Source organism: Sphingomonas trueperi, from assembly GCF_040545965.1.
GTDB classification, from domain to species: Bacteria; Pseudomonadota; Alphaproteobacteria; order Sphingomonadales; family Sphingomonadaceae; genus Sphingomonas; species Sphingomonas trueperi_C.
Genome location: NZ_JBEPMV010000007.1, coordinates 13,575 through 30,603 on the forward strand (window position 1 = coordinate 13,575; position 17,029 = coordinate 30,603).

The window sequence follows — 17,029 nt, forward strand, 5'->3', positions numbered from 1 at the left end:
GCTCACGAAGGATGCCCAAGATGCTCCGTATGCTCGCCCTTCTGCTTTCGCTGCCATTGGCGGGCGGTGACCAGGACTCCAAGGAACTCGCCCGCGCGCTCGCCGGACCGACCAGCGCGGCGCCGCAGCATCTCACGCTCGTCGATCTGCCCAAGCCGACCGGGGGATCGATCGCCCTGTTCGACGGCAAGTCGCTGGACGGCTGGCAGCCCTGGCTCGGCTATGCGGATCCCGCGATCACCTATCGCGGCGATCGGGCTGCGACTCCGATCGGCACCTCACGGGACACCAGCGGTGACTTCGCCGTGCGCACCATTGATGGCGAGCCGGCAATCTGGGTGAAGGGCGAGACCTGGGGTAGCCTGGTACACCGCGCCGACCTGCGCGATTACCACCTGCGGCTCGAGTTCAAATGGGGGCCCAAACGCTGGGCGCCGCGCGCGACGCTGCCGCCGAACAACGGCCTGCTCTATCACACCCATGGCAGACCGGGTGAGGTGTTCGGCACGTGGCAACCGTCCGTGGAGTTCGAGATTATGCAAGGTTCGACCGGCATGCTGGTGATGGTGGGCAAGGCGCTCCGCGCGCGGACCAATATCGCCTTCGATGACTCGCTGGTCGCCCCGCACTTGCGGTTCCGCACCGACGGGCGCGTGATCGACATGATCAACGGGACCGCGACCTGGAATGTCGAGGCCGCGGTCGATGCCGAGAAGCCTGAAGGCGAATGGAATGTGCTGGATCTCTACGTGCTGGGCGATCGGGCGGTACATGTTGTCAACGGGGTGCCGGTTGCCGAGGCAAAGGACCTCGCGATAATCGGCTCCGACGGCAAGCGGACGGCGCTGACCCATGGGCGTATCCAGCTGCAATCCGAAGGTGCCGAGACCTGGTTCCGACACATCACGGTGGAACCAATCCGCAGCCTGCCGAGGGTCGTCGCAGCGCGGGGTTGAGGAAGAGTGTGATCGATTGATCTGGTTGAATACTCCCAACCCGACAGCGTTATGCCACCGGAAAGCCGCGGCATCGGTGAAGTACCTTATCCCCACCGAGCCTGTACGAAACGGGATATCTCGGCTGCAAGCTGATCGTCCTCCGGCGTGTTCCCCTGGAACCCTCCGTGCGGCATCGCCTCGAACACGTGCAACTCGGCGTCCACCTTCACCTGCCGCAGCGCGCGGTGCATCCGTACCGCATTGGACAGGAACAGGTCGCGGGTGCCGGATTGGACGAAGGTCGGCGGAAAGTCCGTCAAGTCTCCGAACAACGGCGAGAGATAGGGGTGCGACAGATCGGCCCCACCGGCGTAGAGCTCATTGTTCCGCATCAGCGACGTAGGCAGCACCACATCGACCATCTGGTTGACTTGGAAGCTGTCGCCGGACTCGGTCAGGTCGACCTGCGGGGAAAGCAGGACCAATCCGGCGGGCATGGGTAGTCCCTCATGCTTCGCCCGAAGGAGCATCGCGGCTGCCAGATTGCCACCCGCCGATCGTCCGCCCACGACGATGCGCGACGGCGCGTGCCGCTCCAGCACATAGCGATACGCCGCCATCGCATCGTCCAGGGCCGCAGGATAGGGATGCTCGGGCGGCATCCGATAGTCGACGCCGTAGCAGATCGCCTTGTGCTGATCCGCCTGCATTTGCGCCTGCACACGACAGGCCTCGCCGCCGCCCAACACGAACGCCCCGCCATGGAAATCGACATAGGCACGATCTGGCGCAGCCATGGCTTCGGGTGTCGCGACATGCATCGTGACCGTACCGGTTCGCACCGTCCCGACGGTGGCGCGCAAGGTGCCGGCCAGTCCTTTCACCGCCGCCGCATAGTGCCCGTCCGCAGCTGCCTTGAGCTGCATCCAGCCGGCATGGTCGTCCAGTGATGGCATGGTGTAGAGCGTATTCAGCGGAACGCCGTCCTCATTTACCTGCCGCCCGAGACGGCCACGCGCCTCCTCGCTGATGGACGAGGGGAAGGGGATCAGCCGGGCTTGAACCAGGACGCCGCTTTTCTGCTCGCTCATGTCGTTACGCTACTCACATGCTTGCCGGGTCGCGGGTACGCCGTCCGTCGGCCCTGGCTGGGGGCTTGCTGCTGTAGCGCGCCCTTCCCGCTATTCGCAAACGAACCTCGCGGGCAAGGCAGCCCTCCCTCTACTCCAAAGGGAGGGCCGCCCAGGCCCGGCGCGCTTACGCGCCTTGCGCATAATCGGTGGAGCGCGTTACCGTTTCCCAGCGATCGATCTCGTCGATCACCTTGTCGAGCTTCTCGCGGGCACGCCGCAGCGCATCGCTCCCGAGCAGCAGGTGCAGCGGCGGGTTGGGCGCGTCGACCAGTTCGAGGATTGCTGCGGCTGCCTTTTCCGGATCGCCGAGCTGGCGGCCCGCCATCGCATCCAGCCGTGCGATCCCCGTCCCGACGCTTTGCGCATAGTGCGCGCCGCCGCCCTGGCTGCGCCGGATCGAATGGTCGCTAAGGAAGTCGGTACGGAAGGCGCCGGGCGCGATCGCCGTAGCCTTTAGGCCGAAGGGCGCGATTTCCTGTGCTAGGCTCTGCGTCAGCCCTTCGAGCGCCGACTTGGTCGCGGAATAGAGGCCGGACGAACCCGCTGGGGCGCGGCCCGCGATCGACGTGATGTTGAGGATGTGACCGCTGCCCTGCCGTCGCAAGGCCGGAAGTGCTGCGCGGATCACCGCGAAGGGGGCGAAGACGTTGACCGCGAACAGCCGCTCGAACTCCGCGTCGGTCGCCTCTTCCAGCGCGCCGAGCAGGCCGTAGCCGGCGTTGTTGACCAGCACGTCGATGTGCCCGGCCTTGTCGAAGGCTGCTTGCACGGCCGGCGCGATCGCCGCCGCCTCGGTGAGGTCGACGGGAATGACATGCAGCGTACCGCTGCCCGCGTCGAGGTCCGGCACGCCTTCGCGCACCGTGCCGATAACGGTATCGCCTCGCGCCAGCGCGGCTTGCGCAAGGGCCTTGCCGAGCCCGCGGGAAATGCCGGTGATGAACCATGTCTTCATAGCTGTTCTCCTTCGCCGCCGGATGTAGCCCTTCAGCGGAGCCGGATAATCGGCCAGCTGCTACCCGAGCTTGTAAGGTCAGCTTCACAATGCTGAGATGCGCCGCATGATCCATCCCAGCGAGTTCGGCGCCTTGCGCGCCTTTGCGGCCGTGGCCGAGCAGCGGAGTTTCAGCCGGGCGGCCGAGCAGCTGGGGGTATCCTCCTCGGCGTTAAGCCAGCTGATCCGCGGACTGGAGGAGCGGCTGGGCATCCGGCTGCTCCATCGCACCACGCGCAGCGTCTCGCTCACCGAAGCGGGCGCCGCCCTGCTCGCCGATGTCGCGCCCGCGATCGACAGCCTCGCCGGCGCACTGGACCAGGCACGAAGCGCCGCGCGGCAGCCGACCGGCACCGTGCGCCTGCACTGCTTCCACGCCGCCGCCGATCGGTTCGTGGTGCCGATCCTGCCCAAGCTGGCGCGAGACTTCCCCGACATCACCCTGGATCTCACGATCGACGACACGGTCGTCGATCTCGTCGGCAGCGGCTATGATGCCGGGATCCGCATCGGCGAACTGATCGAGCGGGACATGGTCGCGGCCCGGCTGGGCGGCGACATTCGGCAGCTGGCGGTCGCGGCGCCTGCCTATCTCGCCGAGCACGGAGTTCCGCAAACGCCGAAGGATCTGCTGCAGCATCGCTGCATTCGCTGGCGCTGGCCGGGGCAACCGGGCCCCTATGCGTGGGAGTTCTTCGAGAAGGGACACTGGTTCTCGGTCGCCGTGGACGGCCCGCTGATCACCAGCAGCCGCGCGGTAATGGTGGACGCGGCGCTGGCTGGCGTCGGCATCGCCTTCCTCAAGGAGGAGTCCGTGGTCGACGCCTTCGCCCGGGGCGAGCTCGTCCCGCTATTGACGGACTGGTCGGTCCCCTTCCCCGGCTATTATCTGTGCTACCCCCAGCAGCGGCAAATGGCGCCGGCGCTGCGCGCGGTGATCGACACGATCCGCGCGGCTGCCCCCGATTAACGATCGTCGTCGGCGGGCAGGCGGATATCGGCCGGTCTCGATCCGCTTGCCCAGCCAGCCGCATCGCATTGGGCGTCGAAATCGCGCGCCAGCTCGGCCAGGCTGACGGCCCCGAGGCGCGCGACGAGCAGGGCCTCCGCCTCGCGTAGCACGCCCTCCAGCGCCGTGTTGACTGCCTTCTCCACTGCGCAATCGGCGTTCGCATTCTCATGGCCGATGGCAAACAGCCGTGGCCCGCCGACCGCACGATGCACGTCGAGCAGCGACACGTTCTGCAAGGGCGTTGCGATCACCCAGCCGCCGCCATGGCCCTTTTCCGACCGCACATACCCCGCATCCCGCAGACCTGCCATCGTCCGCCGGACCACGACGGGGTTCGTCCCTAGCATGCGCGCGATCGCTTCCGAGGTCATCGGCCCCTCATGCCGCGCCATGTGGAGCAGCACATGGAGCATTCGCGAAAGGCGGCTGTCGTTGCGCACGCGCTGATCCTCCATGCCGCCGCCGCGATTGGCAAGGCCAAGCTATCACGCTACTTATGATGTTACGTGATTCGTGGAGCATAAACCATGCCTGTGTATGAGAAGCCGGACCACTGGGACGCAGCTGCCCAGCATTACGAAAAGACGGCGCATCCCTTCACCGCTCGCTATGCCGAGGCGGCATTGTCGCGGGTTGCGCTGACGCCCGATAGCCGCGTGCTGGACGTCGCGGCCGGAACCGGCGCGCTCGCACTGGCGGCGGCACGTTCCGGCGCGAAGGTGCTCGCGACGGACTTTTCGCCCGGCATGGTGGCGCGGATCGCGGCGGCAAATCTCCCCAATGTCGAAGCGCGCGTCATGGATGGCCAGGCCTTGTCGCTGGAGGACGGCCATTTCGATGCGGTCTTCTCGATCTTCGGCGTCATCATGTTTCCCGAGTGGCGCAAGGGCCTCTCGGAGATGGCGCGGGTTACGCGCCCGGGGGGACGCGGCGTGATTGCGACCTGGCAAGCGGGCGGTGCCGCGACCTTCCTGCTGCTCGGCCAGATCCGCCGCAAGCTGTTCCCCGAACGCGAAGGCATGACCATGCCGGCGGCGGTCCAGGCGCTGAGCGACCCGAGCGATTTCGCGCGCGAACTGATAGCAGCCGGATACCAGAATCCGCAGATCGAAGCTGTCACCCACGACTATCCGCTCGATATCAGCGCGCTGGACGAACCCGATTCCTTGTTCGGCATGTCCCCCGACTGGATCAGTTTGACCGAGGCGGAGAAAGCCGCCGTCGTCGCCGAGGTTCGGGGCATGGCCGGCGACCGGGCGATCCTGCCCGTCCCATCGACCGCCCTGATCGGGGTTGCCCGGCGCTGAGTGCAAACCGGTTGCATACGGTCGCCTTGGGGGCGCGTGACGGCGGTGGGGCCACCTTTTCGCCAGACGGGCGTTCAGCGTGCACGTATGCTGAAAAGTGCAATCAACCCCCGCGTGTTCTGGGGCGCCTCGGCGCTCATCCTGGCCTTGCTCGGCGTCACCATCGCCATGCCCGGCAGCGCCGACCTCGCCTTCAAGGCGGCACAGGCCTGGACGATCGACACGTTCGGCTGGTTCTACATCGCCGCAGTCGCGGTGTTCCTCGTCGTCGTGCTCGCGCTGGGTTTCGGTCCGGCGGGCAAGCTCAAGCTCGGGCCGGACGATGCCGAACCGGACTTCCCCTATCTCTCCTGGCTGGCGATGCTGTTCGCCGCCGGCATGGGCATCGGCCTGATGTACTTCGCCGTCGCCGAGCCGATCCAGCACTATATCTCGCCCCCAGAGGCGAAGAGCGGCACGATCGACGCGGCGCGGGAGGCGATGGCAATCACCTTCCACCATTACGGCGTCCATGCCTGGGCGATCTACGCGCTCGTCGGGCTGAGCCTTGCCTATTTCACCTATCGCAAGGATCTGCCGCTCACCCTCCGCTCGGGGCTGGCGCCGATCCTCGGCAAGCGCATCAACGGACCACTCGGCGACGCGATCGACATCTTCGCGGTGTGCGGCACGGTGTTTGGCGTCGCCACGTCGCTCGGCTTCGGCGTCTCGCAGATGACCGCAGGCCTGGCCTATATCTACGCGCTTCCCGACACGCTGACGGCCAAGATCGTCGTGATCGTGCTGGTGATGGGAGCGGCGACGCTGTCGGTGCTGAGCGGCGCGGATCGCGGCATCCGGCGGCTGTCCGAACTCAACCTCACCGTTGCCGTGCTGCTGATGCTGTTCGTGCTGGTGCTCGGCCCCACGCTGTTCCTGCTACGCGCGCTGGTGCAGAATTTCGGCCTGTATCTCGACCATTTCGTGATGCGTACGTTCACGCTCTACGCCTATGAGCCGCGCGCCTGGATGGCGGACTGGACGCTGTTCTACTGGGCGTGGTGGATCGCCTGGTCTCCCTTTGTCGGCATGTTCATCGCCCGCATCTCCCGCGGGCGTACGATCCGCGAGTTCGTGATCGGCGTGCTGTTCGTGCCCACCGCCTTCACCTTCCTGTGGATGACGGTGTTCGGCAACACCGCGATCTCGCTCGATCTGGGCGCGGCATCGGGCGGGATCGCGCAGGCGGTGCAGGTCAATCTCTCCACCGCGCTGTTCAAGTTCCTGGAGTATCTGCCGGCGGCGAGCGTCACCTCGACGCTCGCCATCCTGCTCGTGGCAGTGTTCTTCGTCACCTCGGCCGATTCCGGTGCGCTGGTGATCGACACGCTGGCCTCGGGCGGCAAGGAAGACACGCCGCGCTGGCAGCGGATGTATTGGTGCGTGCTGCTTGGCGCGACGGCGACGCTGCTGCTCGTGGCGGGCGGGCTCGGCGCGCTGCAGGCGGCGACCCTGCTGGCGGCGCTGCCCTTCTGCTTCATCATGCTGCTGCTCGCCTATGGCCTGATCCGCCAGACCAATGCCGATCTTGCCGGTGTGGCGCTTTCAGACGACGCGCCGGCCATCAGCGCGCGTCTGAAGCGGCTGGTCGCCCCCGCACGTCGGTCGGAGATCCTGCGCCAGATGCACGGCAAGGGCGAGCCGGCGTTGCGCGCCGTTTATGAGGGCATGCAGGCGGAAGGCTGGACGGATCTTCGCCTGGAGATCCAGGAGGCGCAACTGGCGCTCTCCGTCGGTCAGCAGAGCGACAGGCTGTTTACCTACCGCATCTTCCCCCGCTCCCGCCCGCTCGCCGCCTATACCGCGCTCGAAGCATCGGAAGCGCGGCGCAGCGTCGCCTGGACGCTCGCGGTGCAGACCAGCCAGGGCACCCGCATCCGCGACATCACGGGTTTATCCACCGAGCAGATCACCGGCGATCTGCTCAACGAACTGGAGCGCTGGCGGACAAGCTGAACGGGCTGCTTCCACGGAGCGATCGGGCGGCGCGAGGCGTTGGCAAGGACGTGAACTTCGAGAGATTTCGTTTCCGCTGCGTGCTTGTGGCGTGCACCGCCTTATCGCCCAGCAGCCGGGGCCGGACACTGCGCTGGGCCTGGTCAAGTTCGACATGATCTACCTTCACGATACCAGCACGCCGGGCCTGCTCGAGCGCAGTCAGCGGCATCTCAGCCATGGCTGCGTGTGCGTGGAGGACGCGTGGGGCTTTGCGCAACTGCTCGGGGAGGACGAAGGCGTGGCCGATCGCTGGCAGGCGGCGAACGCCAGCGGCGTAGAAGACTAGACTTCGAATGCGGTCTAACGCCCCGGTACGTCGAGAAGCGCCTGAAAGCGGAAGTCCCGGAAGCGTGCGCGTCCTGCGCCGGCACAGTACAGCCCCGGGCGCAGCATGAGGAAGCCACCGCGCACATTATGGTGATAGCCGGATACCTCCATGCCGCGATCGAAGCGCCGCCAGCTCTTTCCCTCGTCCCCGCTCGTCCAGAGCGACACGATGTGCCGCCGGTTCACCACCCGCATCCGCAGCGCGCGGCCATGCGGATTGGGCGGGCGGCCGCGCTCCGCCCCATATTGATGCGTTACGAAGCGCTCCGCGTCGAAGCCCAGCCCGCAATAGAGCCGGTCGTCATAGAACAGCAGCAGGCCCGCCGTGGCGCTGGGATCGATCTCGATCGTGCATTCGAACTGGTACGCCTGGTCCCCGGCGGTGAGCAGCAAGGGCGAGGAATCATGCGGTGCGCTGCCGCGCGCGGCGAGTTCGAGCGCACCGCCTTCGACGCGCACGCGCCCGGCTTCCTCGGGTCCCGGCCGGAAGAAATTCCACTTCCTGCCGAGGTCCAGGGTCTCGAACCGGTCCGAAAGCGGCTGTCCATGGGGCACGGCGCTGCCACCACGGGGCTTGGCGATGGGCGCGGAGAGGTCGCCGCCGGTCATGCGGAACCAGCCATCGGCGGTCCAACGGACCGGATCGAGCAGCGCCTGCCGCCCCAGCGTCCAGAAGCCGTTCTCATAGCCGTGATAGACGGACCACCAGGATCCGTCCGGCGCCTCGACCAGGCTGGCATGGCCCCGGCACCACCAGCGCTCGCGTTCGTCCCGCGTGCGCACGACCGGGTTGCCGGGGTCGTTCTCCCAAGGCCCGTGGATCGATCGGGATCGAGCGACGATTACCATGTGGCCCGTGGGCGGTCCCGCGGTGCCACCGACCGCGGTGATCATGTAGAACCAGCCGCCCCTACGCACGATCTTGGGGCCTTCGGGTGAGAAGCTCTCGACGTCCCACGTCTCTGGATAGCGCCAGGGATCATAGACATGCTCAACCGGGCCGGCGACCGACAGCCCGTCCGCCGCCAGCCGCACTCGGTCGCCGCCGGACAGGAACAGCCAGCGCGATCCATCCTCGCCGACCGCATGGCAGGGATCGATATGCGCGTGCAGCCCGAGATCGATCGGGTCGCTCCAGGGGCCGTCAATATGGTCCGCCCAGAGTACGTAGATCGTGTTGGGCGATGCCTTGACCGGCACGTACAGGAAATAGCGACCATCATGCTTTTCGAGGCTGACCGCCCATACCGAGCCGATGTTCCGGGTCAGGGCGGACCCGCGCGGCTGCCAGTTCACCAGATCGCGGCTGTGCCAGATCGTCAGCCCGGGATAGCTGTCGAAGCTGGAGAAGGTCATGTAATAATCGGCGCCGTCCTTCAGGATGGCGGGGTCGGGATGGTCGCCGGCGAGCAGCGGGTTGAGGAAGCGCCCGTCGCCGAGATCGGGCTTGCGCTGGTTGTCGAAGCCGCGTGCCCAGGTAACCTCGGCGGGCGACCGCGTCGTCGATGCTGCGAGCGCGGGCACCCCTGCCCCCGCAACCGCGCCCGCCAACAAATGCCGTCGGTCGATCCGCATCACGCCAGCCCTCGCGCCTCGGCCCATCGCTGGAACAGCTCGGGCCAGACCTGGACGGGCTTTCCGGCCGCCAGCCGCAGCCCGAAGCCGTGCCCGCCCCCGGGGAAAAGGTGCGTTTCGGCGAGCACGCCCGCCGCCCGCAGCGCGGCGCGCATCTCCAGCGTGTTTTCCACCGGCACGCTCAGGTCATCCTCGGCATGGAGCAGGAAGCAGGGTGGAGTCCGTGCCGTCACGTTCCGCGCAGGCGTGTGGGCGCGTTCCAGCGCCGGGTCGGCGTTCGCACCCAGCAGTTGCATGCGCGACCCGGCATGCGCCACCGGCAGCGTCATCGACTGGACGGCATAGAGCAGCGCCGCGCCATCCGGCCGCGCAGAAAGACGGTCCGCCGCATCCACCACGGCGTAGGTGGGCGCATCGAAGCGGGTCGCGAGATCGCCGCAGAGGTGACCGCCCGCCGAGAAGCCCATCGCGACTACCCTGTCCGGACGAATGCTATAATGCCCTGCGCGCGACCGCAGGATCCGCATCGCCCGTTGCGCATCGGAGAGTGCGACGTCCGGCCCCGCGCCCCACCCCTCGCCCGGCAACCGGTAGAACAGCACGAAGGCGGTAAAGCCGCGCGCCGCCAGCCAGCGCCCCATCTCATAGCCTTCCTTGTCGACCACCACCCAGCGATAGCCGCCGCCCGGGAAGAGCAGCACCGCGGTCCCGTTCGGCTTTTCGGGTCGGAACACGACGAGCCTCGGGCGGGTGATCCCATGGACGGCCCGGTCGGCAAGCCGCGGGTCCTTGCTCCGCTCTTCGACCGTCTCGACCGGCGGCGTGGCGGGCATGCCCGGCGCACCGTTCGGCCAAAGCTCGATCGTCTCGCGCGGATCGGGAGGACCCGGCACCTTTCTGCCGGGAACCGCAGGCGGCGCGGTTTGCCCCGCCGCGACCCCGCCGATGCCGAGGGCGAATGTTCCGAGCAAGGCGCTTCGGCGGTCGATCCCCGGCATCTCCATCCTCCCTCGCGCGCCGCTCACATCTTGAAGCGCGCGCCGATCAGGATCGTGCGACCGAAATGATTATATTCATAATTCCGATTGGCATCGAGATCGGTGTAGCGATCGCGATAGTCGTCGGTGAGGTTGGTGCCCTCCAGCGACACTTCGACGTTCGGGGTGATCTTGTAGCGGATGGAGGCATCGACGTTGAGCGACGAATTATAGCCCTCGAAGATGTTGCCGGTGCCCGAGCCGCCATCGATATACGGCCCGCGATAGCTCACCGAGCCGCGCGCGCTGAACTTCTGGTCTTCGTAATAGAGCGTGCCGTTATAGGCGCGCTTCGATAGACCGTAGAGCGTCTCGGTCCGCGTCACCGGAACCAGCGCGCCGCCCGGTGCGATCGCCGGCCCGCTCTGGGTGTACGCCGCATCCGAACCGATGAAGGTCGCATTGGCAATCACGCCGAAATTCTTGAGGAAGCCGGGCAGGAAGCGGAAGGCGGTCTGGAACGAGACTTCCATGCCCTTGAGCGACGCGCCGGTGCCGTTGGTAATCGAGCTGATCTGCCAGATCTGCCCCTCCGGGTTCGATGCTGCGGGTGAGCTTGGCGGGATGATCGACAGCGGCAGGCCGGTCGAGGCGTAGGTGCCCGACGTGGTCACCGACACGGGGAAGCTCTCGACGTTCTTCTTGAACAGCGCGACCGAGAAGATCGACTGCGGCGCGAAATACCATTCGGCCGCCAGGTCATAAGACGTCGCGCGGAACGGATCGAGCTGCGGGTTGCCGAAGCTGATCTTGTAGTTGAAGCCGTCGACCGAACCGCCGGGGGTCAAATTGCCCAGCGTCGGGCGGGTCATCACCTTGGAGACGGCGCCGCGCAGGATCACCTTCTCGGTCGGGAACAGCGCGACATTGAGTGCCGGCAGCCAGTCGTCGTAGTTACGCTTCACCGTTACCGCCACGCCGTTGTTCAGGCCGGTGGAAGTCTGGTCCGTCCGCGCATAGCGCATGCCGGCATTAGCGGCGTAGCGCAGGCCGAACAGGTCGCCCTTTACGTCGAATTCGAGATAGCCGCCCTTCACCGCCTCCACGACGTTGCGGATGTTGCCCGCGTCGATCGCCAGCGGGCGATTGTAGAGGCCGGTATATTTCGCCGACGCGTCGATATTGGGGATCAGGAAGCTGGTGGTCGTGCCGGCAGGCTGGCCGGCATTGCCGAGGTTGAACGTCTCGCCCAGCCCCGCCGCCGGATAGCCATAGACCGCTCCCGGCGCGAAGACCTGACTCGATGCCGAGCAGGTCACGCTGCCCAGCACCACGTCGCGTGCGGCGGCCGTGCTGGTCGGGCAGACCACGGCGTCACGGGTATAGGCGACGGAGTCGAAGGAGAAGCGGCGATAGACCCCGCCGGCCTTGACCTGGAAGCCGTCGGTCACGTCCCACTCCGTCCGGAGCTGCGCGGTGCGGAACTTGTTGGTGACGTTGGACGGCCGATCGCGAATTTCGGCGAGCTGGAAGTTCGCCGGATCGGTCACGCTGGTGCCGAAGGTCAGCTTCGGCTGCCACATGTTGGTATAGTCGTAGCTGTAATTCTGCGCGGTGCGGTTGTCGAAGACGAAGGTGGTCTCGACCGGGATGTCCGCATCCGACTTCGAAATGCCGCCCAGAAGGGTAAACCGAAGCTTATCGGTGACGTCCTGGTCCCAGCTGCCGCCGATCTGGTAGAATTCGGTCTGCGACTTGCGCAGATAGTGCTCGGTGCGGACCCAGGCATCGTTGAGCGTCGCCGACACCATGTTGCCCTTGGTGTCATAGGTCGGGTTGAGCAGGTCGATCGAGCGTTCGTTGGAGCGCAGCAGCACCTCGCCCCATTTCTCCTCGCGGGTTTCCTTGAAGCGCGAATAGAGGCCGTCGATCGAGATCTTGGTGCGGTCGCTCGGCGCGAACTGGACGCTGCCGGTGATGCCCAGCCGCTCGCGGTCGTGCCGCACCTCGCCGTAGCGCGGGATGCGCGGGTGGAAGGCGAGCGCCGCTTGGTTGCACGCCGCACTGGAGCGATAGGTGCCGCCGCTGTTGCGCACCGGCGTGGTGCCGGTGGCGCTGTTGTAGAAGCAGGGCGTTCCGTTCACCGAGTCGAAGCGCGCCTGCGCCCAGCGGACGGTGTTGTTGCCCAGCTCCAGATTGTTGGTCTTGCTGTAGGCCGCCGACACAGACGCGCCAAAGGTGCCGGCCTCGTTCTTCCAGGAGAGCAGCCCCGCGAGACGCGGCCGCACGTTCTTGGAGAGATCATTGTAGCTGGCCTGGGCCGATCCGACCACGGTGAAGCCGGTCTTGCCGGCCAGCGGGTTGCCGGTGTTGAGGTCCACCACGGCGCCCAGCGAGCCCTCGTCCAGCGAGGCCTCCGCCGTCTTGTGGACGACGATCGAGGTGAACAGTTCGGAAGCGAACACGTTGAAATCAAAGGCGCGATCGCGGTTCGCGCTGGCGCCGTCGGTGGAGGTCGCCACTGTCTCCATGCCGTTGACCCGAACGCGGGTGAACTGCGCGCCGAGGCCCCGCACGGTGATCGCCCGGCCCTCACCCGCATCGCGCTGGATCGAGATGCCGGGGATGCGCTGGAGCGATTCCGCCAAATTCTGGTCCGGGAACTTGGCGATGTCCTCCGCCACGATCGCGTCGACCGCGGCCACGGAGTCGCGCTTGACGTTCAGCGCCGCATCGAGCGAGCGGCGAAAGCCGGTGACGATGATTTCTTGATTTTCGGCCTGTGCGGCATCGATGTCCGTCGACGGCGCCGTCTGCGGGCCATCCGACGCCACCTGCGCCGCGGCCGCCATCGGCGTAGCCAGCGCCAGGATCAGTGCGCCCGCCGAAACGCCCCGCAAATGCCGCATGCGTGCCTGTCCCGGCACCGAGAACCCCTCAGCCATCTCTCTCTCCCTTCGTCCCGCGGGACGGTCCGTTCTGAATGCGGCTGCACGCGCATGCGCGCTGCCGTCGTCCAATCCGTGGGAAGGGCCTTGCACGCGATGTCCGCGCGTCTGTTCGATCCTCCCCGGGGTCCACGGGTCTCCGCCCGCTGTCCCCGCACCTTTTCTGCGCGCGATGGTAACCGGTGTCAACAGGTGTTTCGCGCACGCGATGCGGTCAGCCGTCCTGGCATTCCCGCCTCGTTGCCGGTCAGCTGCCCGGCTGGAGATAGGGGACGCGGGCAAAGAGCTCGCGCTGCCAGCGACGCGGATCGTTTTCGACATGGCTGCGCACGTCGAACACCATCGTCGCGCGGGTCGCGAGGTCGTAGCGGGGCCAGCGCGGCATGCCCGCAGGATTGGGATCCCCGGTCCGGGCAAAGGCGACGAAGCGGTCCTGCATCGCCGCACTCGCGGCCCGTGCATCCGCGGCCGTGCCGGTCTGCGATCCTTTCGCGGCGAGGGTGCCGAACACCAGCGGGATGTCCATGGTGTGGAAGGCGCCGCGTCGCGGATCGGTGCGCGAGGTGAAGTCGACCTGATAGACGAACGTCGGCGCACCGGCGGCGGCGCGCGCCTCGGCCTCGATCACCTGCCCGCGCCAGCTGCGGCCCGCGGTGGTGGCGGCATAGAAGATGTCGGTCGGCGACCAGTCCGGGAAATGCGCGCGATATTGCCCCACCACCCATTCGGGCAGAATGTCGATCTTCAGCTCGGGCGCCATGCGCGCGGCGAGATTGTCCCAGTCGAGCCCGCGCACCTTTTCCGAATCCGGCGAGAGGAACGCCCTGGTCTCGTCGCGGACATTGCCGAGAAGCATTGGGATCGGGTTGCCCAGCGGATTGGCGTCCGGCCAGAAGGGATGGCGGGTCAGCCACTTCATGTCGAGCACCGGCCCGAAATACAGGCCGCCGCCCAGGATCGGGTCCGTCGCGTCGAGCCCCTCCACGAGCCGCGCCGCCGAAAGGTCGAGCAGCGGGGAAAGGTCGCGCTCCGAAAGCTTCAGCGCCGCCAGATAGGCGCGCGCCCGTGCGGTGGCGTTGAGCGGACCCGAGGCAGTCACCTGCTGACCGCTCATCGTCGCGGCGCGGTGGAACAGCCCCTGCGCGGCCGGCATGCCCAGCATCGTCGCGATCTTGGCGCCGCCTCCGGACTGGCCGAACACCATCACCCGCTCCGGGTCACCGCCGAACGCGGCGATGTTGGCGCGCACCCAGCGCAGCGCGAGGATCAGGTCCAGCTGCCCGGCATTGCCGCTGTCGGCGAAGCGCGGGTCGAACCGCGCGAGATAGAGATAGCCGAGCGCATTGAGTCGGTGGTTGACCGTGACCATCACCACATCGCCCCGCGCGGCGAGCGCTTCGCCGTCATTGAGCGGATCGGTGACGCTGCCGTTGGAATAGGCGCCGCCATGGATGTACAGCATCACAGGCTTGCGCGCGCCGCTATGCGCTTCGGTAGTCCAGATGTTGAGGTAGAGGCAGTCTTCGTCCTGCGGGCCATAGGGGCCGCGCTGCGGGCAGACCGGGCCGAACTGGTCGGCCGCGAAGGTCTGCCCCGGCGCCGCGAAGGCAGTTGGCGCGCGGAAGCGCGGGGCGGTGCCGTACCGAATGCCGCGGAACGCCCGTACCTCGCCGGACCGGGTGCCGACGAAATCGCCCGCCGCGGTGCGGACCACGCCGTCCGGAGCCGCGCGTGCAGCCGTCGCGGCGACCAGCCCCGCCCCTGCGCCGAGCGCCCCGCGCCGGGTCCAGCCCGCGCTCACCGGGCGAGCCATCCGCCATCGACCGCAAGGATATGCCCCTGCACATAGGCCGCCGCATCCGAGGCGAGGAACACCGCAGCACCGCCCAGATCTTCCGGCGCCCCCCAGCGCCCTGCCGGTATCCGGTCGAGGATCGCCGCGTTGCGGGTCTCGTCCGCCTGCAGCGCGGCGGTGTTGTTGGTAGCGATATAGCCGGGCGCGATCGCATTGACCGTCACCCCGTGCCGCGCCCATTCATTGGCGAGCAGCTTGGTGAGGCCGCCCACCCCCGCCTTGGACGCGGTATAGCTCGGCACCCGGATACCGCCCTGGAAGGTGAGCATCGACGCAATGTTGATGATTCGTCCCCCGCCCTGCGCGATCATGTGCCGCCCGGCCGCCTGGCTGAGGAAGAACACCGATTTGAGATTGGTGTCGATCACCGCGTCCCAGTCCGCCTCGGTGAAGTCGACCGCATCGGCGCGACGGATGATGCCGGCATTGTTGACCAGGATATCCAGCCGCCCGAGCCGCGCCAGCGTCTCGTCGACCACCTGCTCCACCGGGGCGATCGTCGACAAGTCGGCGGAGACGATCTCCGCACGGCGGCCCAGCGCGGCGATCTTGGCGACCGTCTCCTCGGCAGGTGTGCGGCCGACACAGGCGATATCGGCACCCGCCGCCGCCAGCGCGACCGCGATCGCCTGCCCGATGCCGGTGTTCGCGCCGGTGACGATGGCGACCCGGCCGGTGAGATCGAAGGGGTTGGTCATGGCATATCCCTCTCCCCCGCCCGCTTGCGGGAGGGGGTCGGGGGGTGGGCCCCCGCTATCCATGAAGTCCACTGCGCGCGAAGGCCGGGGGCCCACCCCCCCAGCCCCCTCCGGCGCGCGGGAGGGGGAGCTAGGCGCTCACGCCAGCTGGCAGATATCCAGCACTTGCATGTCGGTATAATCCTGGTTCTCGCCGGCCATGGCCCAGATGAAGGCATAAGCCTTGGTGCCCGCGCCCATATGGATCGACCAGGGCGGGCTGATCACCGCCTCTTCATTGGCCATGACGATATGCCGAGTGGCCTCGCCCTCGCCCATGAAGTGCATCACCCGATCCTTCTCCAGATCGTCGAGCTCGAAATAGAAATAGATCTCGCTGCGGCGCTCATGGACATGCGGCGGCATCGTGTTCCACACACTGCCCGGCTTGAGCACGGTGAGGCCCATCACCAGCTGCGCGCTGTCGCACACGCCGGGGATGACCAGCTGGTAGATCGTCCGCTCGTTGGACTCCGCCAGGCTGCCACGCTCCAATGCATTGGCATCGGCGATGCCGAGCTTCCGGGTGGTGAACGCCTTATGCGCCGGGCAGGACGCCAGATAGTAGCGCGAGCCCTCCCCGGCGAACGTCACGTCCTTGGCGCCCATGGCGACGTAGAGGCAGTCCTTGTTGCCCAGCGGGAACGCCTCGCCATCAACCGTCACCGTGCCTTCGACCGCGCCGACATTGACGATCGCCAGCTCGCGGCGCTCGAGGAAGGGATGCCCTTCCGCTGATTTCGGCTCGGCCTGTGCCGGGAGCCGGACCTCGCCGCCCGCGACCTGCACCCCGCCGATCACGAAGCGATCGGCATGGGTATAGTTGAGCACGCATTCGCCCGGACGAAACAGCCCCGAGATTAGATAGCGGTCGCGCAGTTCCTCATTGCTGACACACTCCATCATGTCGGGATGGGTGGCGTAATAGGTACGGTCGAACATGCGGCACTCCTTCCAAAATCATGCGGGACGGAGAGTCGATGCGCCGATCATGGCAGGGCCCGCGCGACACTGGCAAGCACCTTGCACCACCTCGCGAGACGCCGATCATGACGATCCTCTCCATCCGCCTTCGCCAGCAGTTGGCGCAATTGGTAACCGGTGTCAGGAGCGTGCGCAACCCTGCTTGGAGCCATGTCGGGTCGGCACGCAAAGATCCGCTTCGACTTCCGTGTCTTGCCTGCATGCA

Annotated in this window: 14 protein-coding genes; 5 read left to right on the forward strand and 9 right to left on the reverse strand. The window is 67.0% G+C overall.

The genetic code is table 11. The features are described 5' to 3' along the window. Positions 1-20 precede the first annotated feature (20 nt). A complete protein-coding gene (locus ABIC35_RS18025; protein WP_121079293.1) occupies positions 21-956 on the forward strand; it encodes a 3-keto-disaccharide hydrolase in 936 nt (311 codons plus the stop codon). Between the two features lie 86 nt (positions 957-1,042). Here ABIC35_RS18025 and ABIC35_RS18030 read toward each other — a convergent pair whose 3' ends face one another. Next, the gene (locus tag ABIC35_RS18030) at positions 1,043-2,029 is read right to left on the reverse strand and encodes an alpha/beta hydrolase (RefSeq protein WP_121076291.1); all 987 of its coding nucleotides are present in this window, start codon (positions 2,027-2,029) and stop codon (positions 1,043-1,045) included. 166 nt (positions 2,030-2,195) lie between these two features. Continuing rightward, on the reverse strand, positions 2,196-3,026 hold the full coding sequence (locus tag ABIC35_RS18035) for an oxidoreductase (RefSeq protein ID WP_121076288.1): 831 nt from the start codon (positions 3,024-3,026) through the stop codon (positions 2,196-2,198). A gap of 106 nt (positions 3,027-3,132) precedes the next feature. Here ABIC35_RS18035 and ABIC35_RS18040 point away from each other — a divergent pair, with 106 nt between their 5' ends. Further along, a complete protein-coding gene (locus ABIC35_RS18040; protein ID WP_220667348.1) occupies positions 3,133-4,035 on the forward strand; it encodes a LysR family transcriptional regulator in 903 nt (300 codons plus the stop codon). On the opposite strand, the gene ABIC35_RS18045 is transcribed toward ABIC35_RS18040, so the two are convergent. After that, on the reverse strand, positions 4,032-4,517 hold the full coding sequence (locus tag ABIC35_RS18045; RefSeq protein WP_121079290.1) for an Rrf2 family transcriptional regulator: 486 nt from the start codon (positions 4,515-4,517) through the stop codon (positions 4,032-4,034). The two genes, ABIC35_RS18040 and ABIC35_RS18045, sit on opposite strands and share 4 nt — an antisense overlap. Before the next feature lie 87 nt (positions 4,518-4,604). Between ABIC35_RS18045 and ABIC35_RS18050 the strand changes: the two genes are divergently transcribed. The 3 genes from ABIC35_RS18050 (at position 4,605) to ABIC35_RS18060 (ending at position 7,707) form a co-directional block, all read left to right on the forward strand. Further along, complete coding sequence (locus tag ABIC35_RS18050; RefSeq protein WP_121076282.1) at positions 4,605-5,384, forward strand: class I SAM-dependent methyltransferase; 780 nt, start codon at positions 4,605-4,607, stop codon at positions 5,382-5,384. Between the two features lie 87 nt (positions 5,385-5,471). After that, positions 5,472-7,379: a BCCT family transporter gene (locus ABIC35_RS18055; protein WP_121076279.1), complete on the forward strand. Its 1,908-nt coding sequence runs from the start codon at positions 5,472-5,474 to the stop codon at positions 7,377-7,379. A gap of 91 nt (positions 7,380-7,470) precedes the next feature. Beyond that, on the forward strand, positions 7,471-7,707 hold the full coding sequence (locus tag ABIC35_RS18060) for a hypothetical protein (protein ID WP_436286789.1): 237 nt from the start codon (positions 7,471-7,473) through the stop codon (positions 7,705-7,707). A 14-nt stretch (positions 7,708-7,721) separates the two neighbouring features. On the opposite strand, the gene ABIC35_RS18065 is transcribed toward ABIC35_RS18060, so the two are convergent. The 6 genes from ABIC35_RS18065 to kduI form a co-directional block, all read right to left on the reverse strand. Beyond that, positions 7,722-9,323 (reverse strand): family 43 glycosylhydrolase, encoded by a 1,602-nt coding sequence (locus ABIC35_RS18065; protein WP_121076276.1) that lies wholly within the window; start codon positions 9,321-9,323, stop codon positions 7,722-7,724. Beyond that, entirely contained in the window at positions 9,323-10,327 is a 1,005-nt protein-coding gene (locus tag ABIC35_RS18070; RefSeq protein WP_121076273.1) for an alpha/beta hydrolase, read from the reverse strand. The genes ABIC35_RS18065 and ABIC35_RS18070 overlap by 1 nt, the downstream gene beginning before the upstream one ends. Before the next feature lie 17 nt (positions 10,328-10,344). After that, entirely contained in the window at positions 10,345-13,245 is a 2,901-nt protein-coding gene (locus ABIC35_RS18075; RefSeq protein ID WP_121076270.1) for a TonB-dependent receptor, read from the reverse strand. A 250-nt stretch (positions 13,246-13,495) separates the two neighbouring features. Further along, positions 13,496-15,061, reverse strand: coding sequence for a carboxylesterase/lipase family protein (locus ABIC35_RS18080; RefSeq protein WP_121076267.1), 1,566 nt, complete (start codon positions 15,059-15,061; stop codon positions 13,496-13,498). After that, positions 15,046-15,801 carry a 2-dehydro-3-deoxy-D-gluconate 5-dehydrogenase KduD gene (kduD, locus tag ABIC35_RS18085; protein WP_121076264.1) on the reverse strand — a complete coding sequence of 252 codons (756 nt, stop codon included), beginning with the start codon at positions 15,799-15,801 and terminating at the stop codon, positions 15,046-15,048. Before kduD ends, ABIC35_RS18080 begins: the two co-directional genes overlap by 16 nt. Positions 15,802-15,939: 138 nt before the next feature. Then, on the reverse strand, positions 15,940-16,782 hold the full coding sequence (gene kduI, locus ABIC35_RS18090; RefSeq protein WP_121076261.1) for a 5-dehydro-4-deoxy-D-glucuronate isomerase: 843 nt from the start codon (positions 16,780-16,782) through the stop codon (positions 15,940-15,942). Positions 16,783-17,029 lie beyond the last annotated feature (247 nt).